This is a genomic window from Kitasatospora sp. NPDC088779, from assembly GCF_040685395.1.
GTDB lineage: Bacteria > Actinomycetota > Actinomycetes > Streptomycetales > Streptomycetaceae > Kitasatospora.
Genome location: NZ_JBFBHW010000004.1, coordinates 191,715 through 208,710, shown reverse-complemented (window position 1 = coordinate 208,710; position 16,996 = coordinate 191,715). Strand labels below are relative to the sequence as shown.

14 protein-coding genes, 1 tRNA gene and 1 pseudogene are annotated in these 16,996 nt (G+C 70.0%); 8 read left to right on the top strand and 8 right to left on the bottom strand.

The features are described 5' to 3' along the window. Nucleotides 1-2: 2 nt before the first annotated feature. From AB0P03_RS05215 to dnaK, 5 genes are all read right to left on the bottom strand, one after another. Nucleotides 3-1,010: a helix-turn-helix domain-containing protein gene (locus AB0P03_RS05215; RefSeq protein WP_363579809.1), complete on the bottom strand. Its 1,008-nt coding sequence runs from the start codon at nucleotides 1,008-1,010 to the stop codon at nucleotides 3-5. Between the two features lie 194 nt (nucleotides 1,011-1,204). Further along, a complete protein-coding gene (locus AB0P03_RS05210; RefSeq protein WP_363579808.1) occupies nucleotides 1,205-1,729 on the bottom strand; it encodes a helix-turn-helix domain-containing protein in 525 nt (174 codons plus the stop codon). A gap of 7 nt (nucleotides 1,730-1,736) precedes the next feature. Further along, entirely contained in the window at nucleotides 1,737-2,894 is a 1,158-nt protein-coding gene (gene dnaJ / locus AB0P03_RS05205; protein WP_363579807.1) for a molecular chaperone DnaJ, read from the bottom strand. Between the two features lie 238 nt (nucleotides 2,895-3,132). Next, on the bottom strand, nucleotides 3,133-3,774 hold the full coding sequence (gene grpE / locus AB0P03_RS05200) for a nucleotide exchange factor GrpE (protein ID WP_363627869.1): 642 nt from the start codon (nucleotides 3,772-3,774) through the stop codon (nucleotides 3,133-3,135). Continuing rightward, entirely contained in the window at nucleotides 3,771-5,603 is a 1,833-nt protein-coding gene (gene dnaK, locus AB0P03_RS05195) for a molecular chaperone DnaK (RefSeq protein WP_350876573.1), read from the bottom strand. Before dnaK ends, grpE begins: the two co-directional genes overlap by 4 nt. A 346-nt stretch (nucleotides 5,604-5,949) precedes the next feature. On the opposite strand from dnaK, the gene AB0P03_RS05190 reads away from it, so the two are divergent. The 4 genes and pseudogenes from AB0P03_RS05190 (at nucleotide 5,950) to AB0P03_RS05175 (ending at nucleotide 11,890) form a co-directional block, all read left to right on the top strand. Then, nucleotides 5,950-8,172 (top strand): (Fe-S)-binding protein, encoded by a 2,223-nt coding sequence (locus AB0P03_RS05190; protein WP_363619455.1) that lies wholly within the window; start codon nucleotides 5,950-5,952, stop codon nucleotides 8,170-8,172. A 308-nt stretch (nucleotides 8,173-8,480) separates the two neighbouring features. Next, nucleotides 8,481-9,554 (top strand): annotated as a pseudogene (locus AB0P03_RS05185) (NDP-sugar synthase); the annotation flags it as partial. Between the two features lie 257 nt (nucleotides 9,555-9,811). Beyond that, nucleotides 9,812-10,858 carry a Yip1 family protein gene (locus AB0P03_RS05180; RefSeq protein ID WP_363627868.1) on the top strand — a complete coding sequence of 349 codons (1,047 nt, stop codon included), beginning with the start codon at nucleotides 9,812-9,814 and terminating at the stop codon, nucleotides 10,856-10,858. A gap of 141 nt (nucleotides 10,859-10,999) precedes the next feature. Further along, nucleotides 11,000-11,890 carry a metal-dependent hydrolase gene (locus AB0P03_RS05175; protein ID WP_363619457.1) on the top strand — a complete coding sequence of 297 codons (891 nt, stop codon included), beginning with the start codon at nucleotides 11,000-11,002 and terminating at the stop codon, nucleotides 11,888-11,890. Between the two features lie 84 nt (nucleotides 11,891-11,974). Here the strand turns inward: AB0P03_RS05175 and dcd are convergent, their stop codons facing one another. Together dcd and AB0P03_RS05165 are read right to left on the bottom strand one after the other, a co-directional pair. Then, nucleotides 11,975-12,550: a dCTP deaminase gene (gene dcd, locus AB0P03_RS05170; protein WP_363579803.1), complete on the bottom strand. Its 576-nt coding sequence runs from the start codon at nucleotides 12,548-12,550 to the stop codon at nucleotides 11,975-11,977. Between the two features lie 72 nt (nucleotides 12,551-12,622). Further along, nucleotides 12,623-12,844, bottom strand: coding sequence for a hypothetical protein (locus tag AB0P03_RS05165; RefSeq protein ID WP_363627867.1), 222 nt, complete (start codon nucleotides 12,842-12,844; stop codon nucleotides 12,623-12,625). 275 nt (nucleotides 12,845-13,119) lie between these two features. On the opposite strand from AB0P03_RS05165, the gene AB0P03_RS05160 reads away from it, so the two are divergent. Next, nucleotides 13,120-13,193: transfer RNA gene (locus AB0P03_RS05160), tRNA-Gly, on the top strand. 689 nt (nucleotides 13,194-13,882) lie between these two features. Next, nucleotides 13,883-15,115 (top strand): DNA sulfur modification protein DndB, encoded by a 1,233-nt coding sequence (locus AB0P03_RS05155; RefSeq protein WP_363579802.1) that lies wholly within the window; start codon nucleotides 13,883-13,885, stop codon nucleotides 15,113-15,115. A gap of 67 nt (nucleotides 15,116-15,182) precedes the next feature. Here AB0P03_RS05155 and AB0P03_RS05150 read toward each other — a convergent pair whose 3' ends face one another. Beyond that, entirely contained in the window at nucleotides 15,183-15,458 is a 276-nt protein-coding gene (locus AB0P03_RS05150; RefSeq protein ID WP_363579801.1) for a hypothetical protein, read from the bottom strand. A 344-nt stretch (nucleotides 15,459-15,802) separates the two neighbouring features. Here AB0P03_RS05150 and AB0P03_RS05145 point away from each other — a divergent pair, with 344 nt between their 5' ends. Then, nucleotides 15,803-16,291: a tail fiber domain-containing protein gene (locus AB0P03_RS05145; RefSeq protein ID WP_363627866.1), complete on the top strand. Its 489-nt coding sequence runs from the start codon at nucleotides 15,803-15,805 to the stop codon at nucleotides 16,289-16,291. Nucleotides 16,292-16,396: 105 nt separating this feature from the next. Beyond that, a complete protein-coding gene (locus AB0P03_RS05140; RefSeq protein ID WP_363579799.1) occupies nucleotides 16,397-16,915 on the top strand; it encodes a hypothetical protein in 519 nt (172 codons plus the stop codon). The last annotated feature ends 81 nt before the right edge of the window (nucleotides 16,916-16,996 follow it).

Genomic DNA, 16,996 nt, shown 5'->3' with positions numbered 1-16,996 from the left:
GGTCAGTGATAGCTGTCGGAGTCGGTCGGAACGCTGTTCCTGGCCAATGCGTACCCGAGTTGGAAGAGCGACTCGACATTGTGCTCGTCGCGCATCTCGGCCAGGTGCCGCGCGAGCGTCCTTTCACTGATGCCGAGTCTGCGGGCGATCACCCGGTGGTTCACGCCTTCGAGCATGAGGTCGATGATCGTCTGCCGCATCCCGGAGACCACCTGCTGCGGAACGGCGCGCGCGCCGTCGAAGTCCAGCGCCCGGCTCCAGTTCCGCTCGAAGATCTCGCTGATCAGGTAGCTGATGACGGCCCGATCGTGCACGAAGGCAGCCAGATTGAGGTCCTCGGCGATGGGGATGACCGCGATTCGGCGATCGATGACGATCAATCGCGTGTAGGGCTCCTCCAGCGTCCGGAACCGTCCGCCGGCCTTGGTTATCGTGGCCACGTATTCCCTGGTGGGAGCGTGGTACCGGGTGCTCGGGTGGTAGATCGTCCTGAGCGTGATGCCCAGGCGGAGGGCTTCGAGGTCGCGGGTGAGGATGCCGGTGAGCGCCTCCGACGGGCGCGGCCCGCCGGGTTGGGCGGCGAGGATCTCCTCCGAGGCGCTGGCGACGATCTGCTGCACCCGCTGGTTGATCAGCACCTTCCCCCGCACGTACTCGATCGCGCCGCCGGCCTGCTCCGGTGAGTGGTAGGCGGCCGTCAGGTCGTGGAGATCGGTGGCGAGGGCCGACGCGCGGGTGAGCAGGTCGAGCGCCTGGCGCTGCCAGGTCACGGAGAGGCTCTCGGACAGCTGCTGGGGGTCGACCGCGACGAGGACACCGGGCTCGTCGGTGTCGGCGACCAGAAGGCCTATGGCCACCAACTCCTCCTGGGCCCCGCCCGCCCTGGCGAGGTCGGAGTCCTTCGGAAGCCGTCCGTTCTCGCGGATGACCGCCAGATACAACTCCCGCGCTTCTTTCGAGAGGACGGAGGGCCCAATCGCGGCGGTACTGGGCTGTTCTCGTCCACTCATCTGCGGGCTCCTTGCCGTGGCCGTGTCTGCACTACCTGCCGGGCACCAATACCGGAATCGCAGTGCAGCATGCCAGATCGGGTGGCATCGGTGAGGGCGGCCAGATTTGTTCGACAGCACTCTCTCACCACGATCAAGCCGCCGGCACCCCCCGGGTGGAGGGGAGCCGGCGGCCGGAGGTGTTCAGCCAAGTCTCAGCGTTTGGGGCGCCAGACGACCAGGGCGCTGGACTGGGTGGGGGGCTGGTAGGGGACGAGGTCGCGGCGGTAGGAGGCGTGGACGGCGGCCTCGCGCTGCTGGAGGGCGCTGGTGGCGCCTTCGAGGGAGTCGACCAGTTCGCCGATGCGGGACTGGAGCGCGGTGACCTGGTTCTCCAGCTCGATGATCCGCTTGATGCCGGCCAGGTTGATGCCCTCGTCCTGGGAGAGCCGCTGGACCTCGCGCAGCTGCTGGATGTCGCGCGCGGAGTAGCGGCGGCCCCGGCCGGCGGTGCGGTCGGGGCTGACCAGACCGAGGCGGTCGTACTGGCGGAGGGTCTGCGGGTGCAGGCCGGAGAGCTCGGCGGCGACGGAGATGACGTACACCGGGGTGTCCTCGGTGAGGACGTACTGCGGCGGGGCGGTGGGCCGCCGGGTGCGGCGGCCGTCGCCGGGCAGGCCGGAGCCGATGCCGGGCAGGCCTTCACCGATGCCGGGGCCGATGGGGCTGTCGGGGATCATCTGGTCGTCACGCTCCCTTCGCCGCCCGGAACAGGGCGGCTCGTGGGTCGTCGGAGGCGGTGGCCTCGCGGTACTGCTCCAGGGCGTTCAGCGCGTCCCCGGTGACGTGCCGCGGCACCACGACCTCGACGGTGACGAGGAGGTCGCCGCGGGTGCCGTCCTTGCGGGTGGCACCCTTGCCGCGGGCGCGCATGGTGAGGCCGTTGGCGCTGCCGGGGGGCAGCTTCAGCTTCACGGCGGGCCCGTTCAGCGTGGGCACCTCGATGGTGGCGCCGAGGGTGGCCTCGGGGAAGGTGACGGGGACGGTGACGGTGAGGTTGTCCCCCTTGCGCCCGAAGACGGGGTGCGGGCCGACGTGCACGGTGACGTAGAGGTCGCCGGGCTGTCCGCCGCGTTCGCCCTGGGCGCCCTTGCCCTTGAGCCGGATGCGCTGGGCGTCCTGGACGCCGGCCGGGATGCGGACCTGCATGGTGTGGGCGGAGCTGGCCCGGCCGCTGCCGTGGCAGTCGACGCACGGGTCGTCGACGATCATGCCGCGCCCGCGGCAGTCCTTGCACGGCTCGGAGAGCGCGAACGCGCCCTGGCCGCGGCTGACGGTGCCGGCGCCGACGCAGGTCGGGCAGACCCGCGGGGTGGTGCCGGACTTGGCGCCGGTGCCGTTGCAGCTGCGGCAGGGGGCCTGGCTGGTCATCCGCAGCGGGACGGTCGCACCGTCGACAGCCTCGTCGAAGGCGAGGGTCACCTCGGTCTCGACGTCGGCGCCGCGCCGGGGCTGGGCCTGCCGGCCGCCGCCGCGGTTGAAGAGCCCGCCGAAGACGTCGCCGAGCCCGCCGCTGCCGGTGTTCTGGCTGCCGCTGAAGAGGTCGCCGAAGTCGAAGTTGTAGCTGCCGTTGCCCTGGCCGGGTCCGCCGGCCCGGAAGCCGCCGTTGGCGAAGAGGCTGCGGGCCTCGTCGTACTCCTTGCGGCGCTTCTCGTCGGACAGGACGTCGTAGGCCTCGGAGATGTCCTTGAAGCGTTCCTCGGCCTTGACGTCACCCTTGTTGGCGTCCGGGTGGAACTCGCGCGCGAGCTTGCGGTAGGTCTTCTTGATCTCGGCGGCGGTGGCGTCCTTGGGCACGCCGAGGACCTTGTAGTAGTCCTTCTCCACGTAGTCCTTGCCACTCATGCGTCCACCTCGCTCCGCTCGGCAGCCGCTCCGCGCAACACGCGCCTTTCAACGATTCGTTTTTCAACGATTCGCTCGCTGCGCTTGCTCATAGCTGCCGCCACCTCCCGATGTCCATCGTCGCTGCGCTGTCAACAGCCGCTTCACCGGGCGCTGTTGACAGCGCGCTGCGGAGCCGGCCGCCGTACTGGCCGGCGTACGACTCCGCAGCGCACTGGTTGTCAGCTGTCACAGGTTGTCAGCTGTCCGAACCACCGTCGGACTTGTCCGCGTCCGCGTCCCCGGACTTCGCCTCGCCGTCGGGCGCGGCCGTGGTCTGGGTGCCCGGCTGGGGCTCCGCGACGGCGACCATGGCGGGGCGGATGATCCGCTCGCCGATGCGGTAGCCGGGCTGGAGGATCTGCACACAGGTGTCCTCGGTGACGTCCGAGGAGTAGCTGTGCATCAGCGCCTCGTGCATGGTCGGGTCGAAGGGCTCGCCCTCCTTGCCGAACTGCTGGAGGCCCAGCTTGGCGACGACCGTCTCCAGGGACTCGGCGACGGACTTGAAGCCGCCGGTGACCTCGCCGTGCTCGCGGGCGCGGCCGATGTCGTCGAGCACCGGGATCAGGGACTCCAGGATGTTGGAGACCGCGATCTCGCGGACCGTCAGCCGGTCGCGCTCGACCCGCTTGCGGTAGTTCTGGTACTCGGCCTGCAGGCGCTGCAGGTCGGCGGTGCGCTCGGCCGACTCCCGCTTGGCAGTGGCGAGTTCGTCGGAGCCCGCACCGGAGCCGGAGTCGGCGGCGCCGGCTGCGGCGGCCTCCTCGGCGGCCTTGATCACAGCCTCGTCGGCGGCGGAGTCGTCGCCGGGCTTGCCGCCCTGCGGCTTGTCCGTCATGCCGCACCGCCCTTGGGCTTCTCGTCGTCCACGATCTCGGCGTCGACGACGTCGTCGTCCTTGGCCTGGGTGGACTCGCCGGCCGGGGCGGCGGCGTCGGCGTTGGCGTACAGCGCCTGGCCGAGCTTCTGCGCGGTGGTGGAGACCTTCTCCGAGGCTTCGCGGATCTTCGCGATGTCCTCGCCCTTCAGGGCCTCCTTGAGCTCGCCGATGGCGGTCTCGACCTCGGCCTTGACGTCGGCGGGGAGCTTGTCGGTGTTGTCGGCGATGAACTTCTCGGTCGAGTAGACGAGCTGCTCGGCGGAGTTGCGGGTCTCGACGGACTCGCGGCGCTTGTGGTCCTCCTCCGCGTACTGCTCGGCCTCGCGCATCATGCGCTCGATGTCGTCCTTCGGCAGCGCGGAGCCGCCGGTGACGGTCATCTTCTGCTCCTTGCCGGTGCCGAGGTCCTTCGCGCCGACGTGCATGATGCCGTTGGCATCGATGTCGAAGGTGACCTCGATCTGCGGCAGGCCGCGCGGCGCCGGCGGCAGGCCGGTCAGCTCGAACATGCCCAGCTTCTTGTTGTACGCCGCGATCTCGCGCTCGCCCTGGTAGACCTGGATCTGCACGGACGGCTGGTTGTCCTCGGCCGTGGTGAAGATCTCGGAGCGCTTGGTCGGGATCGTGGTGTTGCGCTCGATCAGCTTGGTCATGATGCCGCCCTTGGTCTCGATGCCGAGGGACAGCGGGGTGACGTCGAGCAGCAGGACGTCCTTGACCTCGCCCTTGAGGACACCGGCCTGGAGCGCGGCGCCGATGGCGACGACCTCGTCCGGGTTGACGCCCTTGTTGGCGTCCTTGCCGCCGGTCAGCTCGCGGACGAGCTCGGCGACGGCGGGCATGCGGGTCGAGCCGCCGACCAGGACGACGTGGTCGATCTCGGAGAGCGAGATGCCGGCGTCCTTGATCACGTTGTGGAACGGGACCTTGCAGCGCTCCAGCAGGTCGGAGGTGAGCTGCTGGAACTGGGCGCGGGTGAGCTTCTCGTCCAGGTGCAGCGGGCCCTCGGCGGAGGCCGTGATGTAGGGCAGGTTGATCGAGGTCTCGGAGGACGAGGACAGCTCGATCTTGGCCTTCTCGGCGGCCTCGCGCAGACGCTGCAGGGCCATCTTGTCCTTGGACAGGTCGACGCCGTGGCCGGCCTGGAAGACCTTGACCAGGTGGTCGACGACCTTCTGGTCCCAGTCGTCACCACCGAGGTGGTTGTCACCGTTGGTGGCCTTCACCTCGACGACCCCGTCGCCGATCTCCAGCAGGGAGACGTCGAAGGTGCCGCCGCCGAGGTCGAAGACCAGGATGGTCTGGTCGTCCTTGTCGAGGCCGTAGGCCAGGGCGGCCGCGGTCGGCTCGTTGACGATGCGCAGGACGTTGAGGCCCGCGATCTCACCGGCCTCCTTGGTGGCCTGGCGCTCGGAGTCGGAGAAGTACGCCGGAACGGTGATGACGGCGTCGGTGACGGTCTCACCCAGGTAGGCCTCGGCGTCCCGCTTCAGCTTCTGCAGCACGAAGGCGCTGATCTGCTGCGGGTTGAAGTCCTTGCCGTCCAGGTTGATCTTCCACCCGGTGCCCATGTGGCGCTTGACCGAGCGAATGGTGCGATCGACGTTGGTGACCGCCTGACGCTTGGCCACCTCGCCGACCAGGACCTCGCCGTTCTTCGCGAAAGCGACGACGGACGGCGTGGTCCGCGCGCCCTCGGCGTTCGTGATGACGGTGGGCTCGCCACCCTCCAGAACGCTGACGACCGAGTTCGTCGTACCGAGGTCGATGCCGACCGCGCGTGCCATCGTAAATACCTCCACGGAAGAGTTGAGCTTTACAGGCTCAAGGATGCATGACCGGATGGGTGTCGTCAACAGGGATGAGTCGCCGCCGCTCAACTTTGCTGAGCGGTCTCCTTCCCGAGGCCGCGGCGACTTCCCGTGGCCTTGGCCTTGGCCGTGGCCGTGGTCGCCGGCCGCGGCGCGTGTGGCGCCACGTGACTGCCGCCATAGCTTGGGAACCTTCTGGAGGACTGGTGGTGGGCGGTAATGTCCGGGCCGTCGGCCCGGAAAGTTACCGGCGAGTACAATCCCTTCCACGCAAGACCGTTCAAAGACCGCTCAACAGCAAGCCGCAGGAGACGGAGAGCCGATGCAGCTAGCAGCGATCGTCATCTCGCTGGTCACGTTCGTGATCGGCACCGCGCTCGCCGCCCGTGCGGCGCTATACATCTACAAAGTGGTACGGACCGGCCAGCCGGACCCCACCCGCTTCGGTCAGCCCGCCCAGCGGGTGAAGACCGTCGCGGTCGAGTTCGTCGGACACACCCGGATGAACCGCTGGGGGATCGTGGGCATCGCCCACTGGTTCGTCGCGGTCGGCTTCTTCAGCCTGGTGCTGACCATCGTCAACGCCTTCGGCCAGCTCTTCGACGCCGAGTTCGCGCTGCCGATCATCGGCCACTGGATGCTCTGGCAGCTCTTCGTCGAGCTCGTCGGCACCCTCACCACGCTGGGCATCGCGACGCTGATCGTGATCCGGCTGCTCAGCCTGCCGTCCCGGTCCGGCCGCAAGTCCCGCTTCGCCGGCTCGATCGCCTGGCAGGCCTTCTACGTCGAGTACACGATCCTCGGCATCGGCCTCTGCATCCTGATGCTGCGCGCCCTGGAGGGCGCCCTCAACGGCGTCGACTCGTACGGGCCCGAGCACCTGGTCTCGTACCCGCTGGTCTCCGCCTTCAGCGGCCTGTCGCACGGCACGCTGGAGAACCTGATCTACCTCTTCGCGATGCTGAAGATCTGCATCTCGTTCGCGTGGGCGACCACCATCGGCATCAACCCCTCGATGGGCGTGGCCTGGCACCGCTTCCTCGGCTTCTTCAACATCTACTTCAAGCGCGAGGAGGACGGCGGCACCGCGCTCGGCGCCCTGCGTCCGATGACCAGCGGCGGTCAGCCGATCGACTTCGAGGACCCGGCCGACGACGCCGTGTTCGGCGTCTCCCAGGTCGAGCACTTCTCCTGGAAGGGCATCCTCGACTTCTCCACCTGCACCGAGTGCGGCCGCTGCCAGTCGCAGTGCCCGGCCTGGAACACCGGCAAGCCGCTCTCGCCGAAGCTGCTGATCATGGGCCTGCGCGAGCACGCCTTCGGCAAGGCGCCCTACCTGCTGGCCGGTGGCGGCAAGGACATGGAGGGCGAGGAGAAGGCCACCGCCGAGCAGCTCAAGGACGTCCCGGCGGCCGCCCTGGCCGAGGCCGAGCGCCCGCTGATCGGCACCGCCGAGGAGAACGGCGTCATCGACCCGGACGTCCTGTGGTCCTGCACCACCTGCGGCGCCTGCGTCGAGCAGTGCCCGGTGGACATCGAGCACATCGACCACATCGTCGACATGCGCCGCTACCAGGTGATGATCGAGTCCTCGTTCCCGACCGAGGCCGGGACGATGCTCAAGAACCTGGAGAACAAGGGCAACCCGTGGGGCATGGCCACCAAGGCCCGCCTGGACTGGGTCAAGGAGCTCAAGAAGGAGACCGGCATCGAGGTGCCGGTGATCGGCGAGGACATCGACCCCGCCGAGGTCGAGTACCTCTACTGGGTCGGCTGCGCCGGCGCCCTGGAGGACCGCGCCAAGAAGACCACCAAGGCCTTCGCCGAGCTGCTGCACACCGCGGGCGTGAAGTTCGCCATCCTCGGCAAGGAGGAGTCCTGCACCGGTGACTCCGCCCGCCGGCTGGGCAACGAGTTCCTCTTCCAGATGCTCGGCGCGCAGAACGTCGAGACGCTGAACGCGGCCCTGGAGGACGCGCCGGTCAAGCGGATCGTCGCCACCTGCCCGCACTGCTTCAACACCATCGCCAACGAGTACCCGCAGCTGGGCGGCCACTTCGAGGTCATCCACCACACCCAGCTGCTGCAGCACCTGATCGACGAGGGCAAGCTCGTCCCGGTCAACCCGGTCGAGGGCCTGATCACCTACCACGACCCCTGCTACCTGGGCCGCCACAACAAGGTCTACAGCCCGCCGCGCGAGATCATGGACAAGGTCCCCGGTCTGCGCCAGCAGGAGATGCACCGGCACAAGGAGCGCGGCTTCTGCTGCGGCGCCGGCGGTGCCCGGATGTGGATGGAGGAGCGCATCGGCAAGCGGATCAACACCGAGCGCGTGGACGAGGCGCTGTCCCTCAACCCGGACATCGTCTCCACCGCCTGCCCGTTCTGCCTGGTGATGCTCTCCGACTCGGTCAACGGCAAGAAGAACGAGGGCGCCGCCAAGGAGCACCTGAAGGTGGTCGACGTCGCCCAGCTGCTGCTCGACTCGGTGAAGGCGACCCCGCCGGCCGCCGCCGAGGAGCCTGCGACGGTGGACGCGTAGCGTCCTCTGTTCGACAGTTCTGCTACAACTGCCCGGCCCGGTGGTCGCCGCGAGAGCGCCCGCCGGGCCGGGCTTTTGGGGGGGCCGGGACGGGCCGGACCGGGGGCGGATCCGGGGCGGGACCCGTAGGGGAGTGGTGCCAATCGCACGGCCGCCTGAGTGTCCGCCCGTTGGGAGGAAATACAGTAGGCGGCAGACCGGCCTCGCGCCGGTTGACCCGTTCCGGACGGCCGGACGGGTCCTGACCACCGACGGAGGTATCGGCCCGCCGGGCCGGGCCGCAGAGCACAAGGGGAACAGCGCAGACCATGACCGAGGCGATCATGCTGGTCGGTGGTAAGGGCACGCGACTGCGTCCGCTGACCACCCACACCCCCAAGCCCATGCTGCCGGTGGCGGGCGTCCCCTTCATCGCCCACCAGCTGGCCCGCGCGGCCGCCGCCGGCGTCACCCGCGTCGTGCTGGCCACCTCCTACCTGGCCGAGGTCTTCGAGGACCACTTCCAGGACGGCACCCCGTACGGCATCGAGCTGGTCTACCTGACCGAACGCGAGCCGCTGGGCACCGGCGGCGCGATCCGCAACGCGGCGTCCGGGCTGACCTGCGGCCCCGACGAGCCCGTGCTGGTCTTCAACGGCGACATCCTCTCCGGCGTCGACATCGCCGCCCTGCGCGACGGCCACGTGGCCGCCGGGGCCGACGTCACCCTGCACCTCACCCGGGTCGAGGACCCGCGCGCCTTCGGCCTCGTCCCGACCGACGCGAACGGGCGGGTGCTGGAGTTCCTGGAGAAGCCGGAGACGCCCGAGCAGATCGTCACCGACCAGATCAACGCCGGCTGCTACGTCTTCACCCGGTCCGTCATCGACCGCATCCCGGCCGGCCGCGAGGTGTCCGTCGAACGCGAGACCTTCCCCGAGCTGCTGGCCACCGGCGCGCTGCTGCGCGGCGTCGTCGACACCTCGTACTGGCTCGACCTCGGCACCCCGGCTGCGTTCGTCCGCGGCTCGGCCGACCTGGTGCTCGGCAAGGTCGACTCCCCGGCCGTCCCCGGCCCGACCGGCGACGCCCTGCTGCTGCCCGGCGCCACCGTCCACCCCGGCGCGGTGCTCAGCGGCGGCACCGTGGTCTCCGCGAACGCGGTGGTCGAGGCCGGCGCGATCGTCGAGGGCAGCGTGATCCTGCCGGGCGCGGTGGTCGGCCCGGAGACCCTGGTCAAGGACTCCATCGTGGGCGCCTTCGCCACCGTCGGCGCCCGCTCGGCGCTGGACGGCGCGGTGATCGGCGACGGCGCGATCGTCGAGTCCGACAACGAGCTGCCGAACGGCATCCGGATCGCCTGCGGCACCCTGCTGCCGGTCGGCGCGGTCCGCACCTCGGCCGGCCCGGGCGGCTGCCCGGCCGGCACCGCCGCGGCCGCCGCGGTGCACGGGCCCTCGGTCAGCGCGCAGCGGTAGCAGGACGCCGGGCCGGGGCGCTGTCGCCAGGCCGGGCCACTGTTGCCGAGCCGCTGTCGCCGGGTCGGCGGTGGCGCCGTCGGCGGCGGGATTTCGGCCGCGTTCGTCTCAGGCTCGCTGCAAACCGGCCCCGGCTCCGTCCAGGCCCCACGCGGATTGGGCCGGACGGGTACCGTCAGAGCGTGGCTGGTAATCGATACGACAGCGGGCAGGGCGCCGACCCCCACGGCGGGTGGGCGCCCCCTCCGCCGCCGGCGGGGCCCGGGGGGCACGGGCAGACGGACGGGCCGGAGTACTTCACGACCTCGCACCGGGGCGTGACCGACGGCCCCGACGGCAGGCCCGGAGGCCCCGGCGCCCCGGGCCCGCAGGGCGGCTACGATCCGTACGCCGCCGACCGGCCCGGCGGCACCCGGGCCTTCCCGACCGGCGACCCGTACGCGCAGGAGCCGCCCCACCAGGGGTACTACGACCAGGGCCAGTACCCCGGGCACCCCGGCTACCCCGGGTACCCACAGGAGGGGTACGGCGCCGAGGGCTACGACCAGGGCTACGACCAGGGCGGACACCCGCAGGGCGACGGCTACGGCCAGGACGGCTACGGGCCGCAGCAGCAGCCGCCGTACGGCCAGGACAACGTCACCGTCTACCGGGCCGGCGGCCAGTCCGCCCCGCACGTCGCCGGGCCCCGCCCGCACTGGCGCGAACTGCTCATCGGCATCTTCCGCGCCCCCACCGCGACCTTCGACCGCGCCCGCGACCACCAGGTCTGGCTGCCCGCCCTCACCGTCTCGATGCTGTACGGCGCGCTCGCGGTGCTCGGCATCGGCCTGACCCACGACGACATCGTCGACTCGACCTTCACCGTCGCGCTGACCGGCATCGCCGCCGCCGCGATCGGCTTCGCCGTGGCCGGAGCGGTCTTCGGCGGCGTCACCTACGCGCTGGCCCGCCAGCTCGGCGGGGACGGCCCGTGGAAGTCGACGGTCGGCCTGGCCGCGCTGATCGGCTGGCTGACGGACGCGCCCCGGCTGCTGCTCGACCTGGTGCTGCCCTCGGGCAGCGCGGTCGTCCAGGTCGCCGGATGGGCCACCTGGGCGTTCTGCGCGTACCTGCTGACCAGCATGGTCCGGCGGGTGCACGACCTGCCCTGGGGTAAGGCGGCCGCCGCCTCGGCGGTGCAACTGCTCGCGCTGCTGGTGCTGATCAAGCTGCCGACCCTGGGCTGACGGTCGGAGGGCACAATGGTGGACGGATCCCGGTCAGGCCGGGGCCCGTCCACCCTCTTCACCCCCTCAGCCTTCACCCCCCACCCCCTCACGCCTCCACTCCCTCACTCCCTCACCCGTTCCACGTCACCGGAGCCAGGAATGACCCTCCCCACCACGCACGTCAGCTTCCCGGCCGGGGCGGTGACCGGCGAGTCGACGGTGATCGCGGTGCACCCGCTGGGGGACGGCCGGCACGCCGTCGTGACCGGGGCCACCCCGTTCCACCCGCTCGACCACACCTGGCCCGACCAGCCCGCGGACCTCGGCACCCTCACCGTCGACGGCACCGAGCTGGCCGTCGTCGACTGCCTCACCGGCGCCGTCGGCCCGGACGGCGGAACGCCGCTGGCCGGGGCCGACATCCCGGTCCGGCGCGGCGACGAGGAGTGGTCCTGGCTGGTCCTGCACGTCGTCGACACCGACCCCGGCGACCTCGTCGGGCGCACCGCCGTCCTCGCCGTCGACGCCGACCGCCGGGCCGCCCTCAGTGCCTCGCACAGCGGCTGCCACCTGCTCGCCCTCGCCCTCAACGAGGCCCTCGCGCCGCGCTGGCGCAAGGACCCGGGCCGCTCCGACGCCCTCGGCCACCCCGACTTCGACAGCCTCGCGATGGCCACCTCGGTGATGGACACCGAGGCCAGCACCGACACCTACCGGCTCGGCAAGTCGCTGAAGAAGAAGGGCTTCACGGCGGACGCCACCGACGAGCTCCCCGCCCTCGCCGACGCCCTGCCCGCCCTCACCGAGGCCGTCAACGCCCGGCTCGCCGCCTGGGTCGCCGCCGACGCCCCGGTCCGCATCGAGGTCCCCGGCCCCGAGCTCACCGCCCGCCGCCAGTGGCACTGCGAGCTGCCCGAGGGCGGCGCGCAGATCTCCTGCGGCGGCACCCACCTGCACCACCTCGGCGAACTCGCCGAACTCCGCACCGAACTGCGGCTCTCCGAGGACGGCACCGAACTGGTCGCCGTCACCCGCCCCAAGCGGGCCTGAGCACCCGGGAAACGCGACGGGCGGCCGCCCCTCGTCCGTCATCGGCGAGAGTCGGCCGCCCGTACTGCGTGCGCTCCGCCCGGATCAGACGTCGGTGCGGTGGAAGTTCAGGAACGAACGGGACGGCGTCGGGCCGCGCTGGCCCTGGTAGCGCGAGCCGTACCGCTCCGAGCCGTACGGGTGCTCCGACGGCGAGGAGAGCCGGAACAGACAGAGCTGCCCGATCTTCATCCCCGGGTACAGCTTGATCGGCAGCGTCGCGACGTTCGACAGCTCCAGCGTCACGTGACCGTTGAAACCGGGGTCGATGAAGCCGGCCGTCGAGTGCGTCAGCAGGCCCAGCCGGCCCAGGCTCGACTTGCCCTCCAGCCGGGACGCCACGTCGTCGGGCAGCGAGATGACCTCGTACGTCGAGGCCAGCACGAACTCGCCCGGGTGCAGGATGAACGCGTCGTCGCCCTCGGGCTCCACCAGCCGGGTCAGGTCCGGCTGCTCCTCGGAGGGGTCGATGTGCGGGTAGCGGTGGTTCTCGAACACGCGGAAGAAGCGGTCGAGGCGCACGTCGATGCTCGACGGCTGGATCATCGCCGGGTCGAACGGGTCGACGACGACCCGGCCCAGGTCGATTTCGGTCCGGATGTCCTTGTCAGAGAGCAGCACGCTTCGAGGTTACGTGCACGACAGGGCCCCGGACGAATCCGCCCGGGGCCCGTTCCGTCCTCGCGTCGACCGTCAGGCCAGGAACTCCGCGGCCTCCAGCCGCAGCGCCCGGTCCAGCTGCGGCGCCGACAGCTCCCGCACGTCGGCCAGCACCGAACTCCTCAGCCGCCCGCACTGCGGACAGCGGATCAGCCGCCCGGGCCCGAGCCGGCCCGGACCGAGGTTCTGCAATGGGAACGTGGTGGTGCTGAACAGGTGCCCTTCGGCACAACGAACGACGGCGCGCTGCTCCATCGATCCCCTTCCCATCCCTAACCCAGTACTCACCCGTACTCATCGCGCCCCGCGGGACCTCGCCCCGGGACAGCGTCACATTAGGGGATGCTCCGGACATTCCACACCGTGGCTCGCCGCCCCGAACCCACCCGCCGGAGCACTCGTACGCGGCCCACACAGTACGCCCCCCACCCACCCCCGCCCGCCCCGCCACTCCCCGGGCGGGCCGTGCAACCACAGTCGCGAATGGGGTACAGTGACACTGGATTGAGCGGTCTCTGACGGCTCATCAGGCGGGCGTAGTTTAATGGTAGAACATGAGCTTCCCAAGCTTAGAGCGCGAGTTCGATTCTCGTCGCCCGCTCCAGCAGTAAAGCCCCAGGTCAACGGCCTGGGGCTTTCGTGTTGTCTGGACCAATTCGGGGTCGTCGTGCCAGATCCGCTCCAGAAGGTCGATCGGTGCGGTGTGCGGGCGGCGAAAGCCGGCTCGCCGGCCTGGCTTCCGAGGTCGTGAGTGGCGATCGGTGGTGCCAAGGGCTTCGGTGAGGTGCGCTGTGATCTCGGGCGGAGAGTCGGTGGCCCCGAGCGTGCTGGCGACGGTCGTGGCGGCTCGGTCGGCAGCTTGACATCCCCGAGGGGCTCGGCGGCTGTAGTGGCCGAATGTTCTGATCGGCGATCCCCCGTTGGGGGTCGGGATGCCGGGCGAGGCGCTTCGGTTTGCATCAGGCGAGCCGGGGGCGGAGCTATGCCCCTCGAAGCTTCCAGTCGTTTCGGATCTTGTGGTCCGTCCTGTCCCTGACGTGCGGCATTGCGGAAGCGGCGGGAAACCACGCTTTGGCGGGGTCGGCAGCTTCCGCGGATAGAGACCTGGCAAGGAAGAATCATTCGCAGTCGCTGCTGTGGCGAGCTTTACTCCACCGCAGTTCGAGATTTTCCAGCTGAGGTGAAGTCAAATAGGGAGTTCTGTCACCGCAGTTGACGATCTAAAGAGTGACCAGCTAGCGTCCAACGACACGACGAGACGTCAGAGGGGCGCTCGTGTAGGGGAGGGAACCCGTGTCCATCACCATGTTCACGAAGCCGGTCACCACCGGCTTCCCCATCCAGCTCTCGGTCGTCCGCGAGGACGTCATGGTGAACGCCGTCATCGACGGCGAGAACCTGCTCTACCTCGTCAATGACCCGGCGAAGGTGGAGGAGGACGCCAAGCGTGCCGTGAAGGCCGGCTATGAGACCGACCCTTACGCCCGCTTGCGCGCCGAGGTACAGCGGCCCATAGGTACGGCAGGCAGCAAGAAGGCCAAGAACGTCGGCGAGTACGCGGACTACATTGCAGCCGGCTTGCGGGGGGACTTCGATAGTGCGTGGTCGGTGCCGCAGATCACCCTCTGGTCCCCCCGCCCGCTGAGCCGGGACGAGAGCGGTATGTGGCACCTGCCGATCCGTGACGGCCTCATCGCACTCGACGCAGAGACCCAGGTCACGGCGCTGCACCGGATCAAGAAGAACCCGGCGGCGTACGACCTCGAGGATTTCGACTTCGGTGAACTGAAGCTCTCCATTGAGATCTTCCACGGCATCAGCGTCATGGCCGCCCGGCAGATCTTCCACGACCGAAACCTCAAGGGTGTCCCGGTCGACAAGTCCCTGGCCATGTCCATGGACGGCCGCGACTTCGGCACCACGGTGACGCGCAAGTTGATGGAGTCGCTGACCGTGCCGTTCGGTGAGGGCACGGCTCCGCTGTCCAGCCTGATCCTCACAGGCAAGCGCCAGGTGTCGGACAAGGCCGCGGAGTGGATGACGATGTCTGTCCTGCGGACGCTCATTTCCACGGCCATGCTCGGCAAGGCCGGCATCCATGCCGCCTCGACCGGCATCGAGTACGAGGACATCCCCACCGACGGCAACAACAGCCGCCCCGAGCAGGCCGTCGTCCAGCGCGAGATCATGGAGACGGTCGGCCACTTCCTCCAGCAGAACGCCGAGCTGTTCCACGCCAAGACCGCCATCACTGCTCCTGCCGTCGTGGCCGGCCTCGGCGCGACCATGAGCCGCACCATGTCCTGGTCGACCGACCCGATGCCCGAGGGTGTCACCCTGGAAGCCCTCCTGGAGAACGTCCAGTGGGAGCGTGAGGCGAAGTACTGGAGTGGCATCGCTGCCAAGCCGACGCACACGGGCAAGATCAGCTGGGCCGGTGGTGCCCGTGACTCTGGCCACAAGGTCTATGACGCGCTGAACAACCTGGACAGCGAAACCGGCATGCAGATCCGCGGTCGTTTCTAGCTTGCAGGTAGCGGCGGATCCTCTCCAATCACGGTGGGGGAGGAGCCGCTTGGCGTCTTCGCAGCTTCTATGCGGATCGTCGGCGGATGCGGATGCGGATGCGGATGCGGATGCCGACGACGGCGGCGAGGACGTTGCCGGTGTGGCGGAGGTCGTAGAAGCGGAGATGGTCGAGCCCCAGCTTCTTGCGGGTCCTGCGCCACTTGCGGCCGAAGGTCGAGCGGCGGAACGGGGCGCCGTGCCTGCCGATGAACAGAAGTCCCTCCTCTCCCTTCTGGGTGTACCAGCGCAGGTGCCGTTCGAACTCCGGGAAGAGCTCCCGAAAAGCGACTTGACCCGCCATGGGCGCACGGGAGGCCCGTCGTTTACCTCAAGGCCCCCCGTACTTCCGACCGTGAGCATAGTTCCCGTCGGAAACCCGCCGTTAACATCCGTCCCCGGCCTCCGAATCCGAGGTCCATCGCCAGTTGCTCCTGCCAACTCGCCCTGGGCTTCGCGATGATCGGCTCTCGACGGACCGGACGGCGGCTCGTACAGGTGGTGCGGCGGTCGAATGCGGGTCCGGGCGGGGGCTTCACTCGATGGGGGGAAGCGTGGCGGCGGGGTCCCCTATGTCCCGATTGTCGGACGTGGGCGGGCGGGGCGCTCGGGTGGGATGGGCGTCCCGATCGACTGGAGCCGCTGAGCATGGGTCTGTTCCGACGCTCCGGGAAGGCGGCTCGGACCGCCCCGGATCGCACCGAGACCGCTGACACCGCCGCGGTCGCCCCGGCCGGGGCGGTCAACGGCCATCAGGTGCTGGAGACGGTCGTCGCCCTGCCCATCAGCACCTGGCGCTACCTGTGGGAGCCCGAGCAGGTGCGGCACATCGGACCGATGGCCCAGGACTGGCACGCCTCCTTCGACTTCCACCATGAGAACACCCGCGTGATCCCCGTCGTCGACGCCAACGGCATCGCCCTGGTCTGCATCCAGGCCCTGAACCGGCGCATCGACGAACTCACCACCGAGGTCCGGCGCCTGAGCGAACTGCGGGATGCGGGGGAGGCGGGGGAGGCGGGGGATGCGGGGGCTCGGGAGGGGCGTGCGGGAGGGGCGTGCGAGAGGGGTGCGGAAGAGGGTGTGGGAACGGTAAGAGGCGGAACTGTCCGTCCACGTCCACCGTCCAAGCAGTGACGGAATCCCGGCCCGGTCTGAACGCCGGGAGGAGCGTGGAGGGGACCAGTGCAGCCAGGTGGTGCCGAACTGAATGTCGGATTCCCGGGTGGAAGCCGAGGCGGTGTGCCGGTCGTGCCGCCCGCCCGGTGGCTCGGCCCGACGCCGGCGGTCGATCAGCTCGAAGCGGCCGAGCGCTGCGAGACACTGCTGCAGGACACCCTGGACGCTGTCCGGCCGGCGCCGGTCTGGCAGGGGGCGGCGCCCAGAGCGGGCGCGCGGCTGCCGTTGCCGGGGCGGGACCCGGACCTGCGCTGGTACGTCACCCGGGGGCGGGACATCCTCACCATCGTCTCGGCGGTCCGGCGGGCGGCACTGGTGGACGCGGTCGAGCGGCACTGGCGGCGGCGAGGCTGGACGATCACTTCGCTGAACGCCGGCCGGAGCCGCCCCGGAGTCGCCGCCGCCACTCTGGACGGTTATCGACTGGCTCTGACATTCGGTGAGTTGGGCGAGGCTGGACTGACCGCGAGCTCGCCCGGCGTGGCCCGCTCGGAGCGGCTGCCGTCACTGCAGGGCGCCGGCGGTCGCGGCCCGGCACCGTTGCCGAACGTGTGCTGCCCGTACTGGAGCGCGATGGGCTAGCCAGGCCCTGTCCGGCTGCGGAAGAACCAGGGAGCCGGAAGAACCGGGGAGCCGGAAGAACCGGAAGGCGCTGGGGGCGGC

Bases quoted from the DNA above. Each gene is read 5' to 3' on its own strand.
- AB0P03_RS05215 (WP_363579809.1), bottom strand. From the start codon at position 1,010: ATGAGTGGACGAGAACAGCCCAGTACCGCCGCGATTGGGCCCTCCGTC.
- AB0P03_RS05210 (WP_363579808.1), bottom strand. From the start codon at position 1,729: ATGATCCCCGACAGCCCCATCGGCCCCGGCATCGGTGAAGGCCTGCCC.
- dnaJ (WP_363579807.1), bottom strand. From the start codon at position 2,894: ATGAGTGGCAAGGACTACGTGGAGAAGGACTACTACAAGGTCCTCGGC.
- grpE (WP_363627869.1), bottom strand. From the start codon at position 3,774: ATGACGGACAAGCCGCAGGGCGGCAAGCCCGGCGACGACTCCGCCGCC.
- dnaK (WP_350876573.1), bottom strand. From the start codon at position 5,603: ATGGCACGCGCGGTCGGCATCGACCTCGGTACGACGAACTCGGTCGTC.
- AB0P03_RS05190 (WP_363619455.1), top strand. From the start codon at position 5,950: ATGCAGCTAGCAGCGATCGTCATCTCGCTGGTCACGTTCGTGATCGGC.
- AB0P03_RS05175 (WP_363619457.1), top strand. From the start codon at position 11,000: ATGACCCTCCCCACCACGCACGTCAGCTTCCCGGCCGGGGCGGTGACC.
- AB0P03_RS05165 (WP_363627867.1), bottom strand. From the start codon at position 12,844: ATGGAGCAGCGCGCCGTCGTTCGTTGTGCCGAAGGGCACCTGTTCAGC.
- AB0P03_RS05150 (WP_363579801.1), bottom strand. From the start codon at position 15,458: ATGGCGGGTCAAGTCGCTTTTCGGGAGCTCTTCCCGGAGTTCGAACGG.
- AB0P03_RS05145 (WP_363627866.1), top strand. From the start codon at position 15,803: ATGGGTCTGTTCCGACGCTCCGGGAAGGCGGCTCGGACCGCCCCGGAT.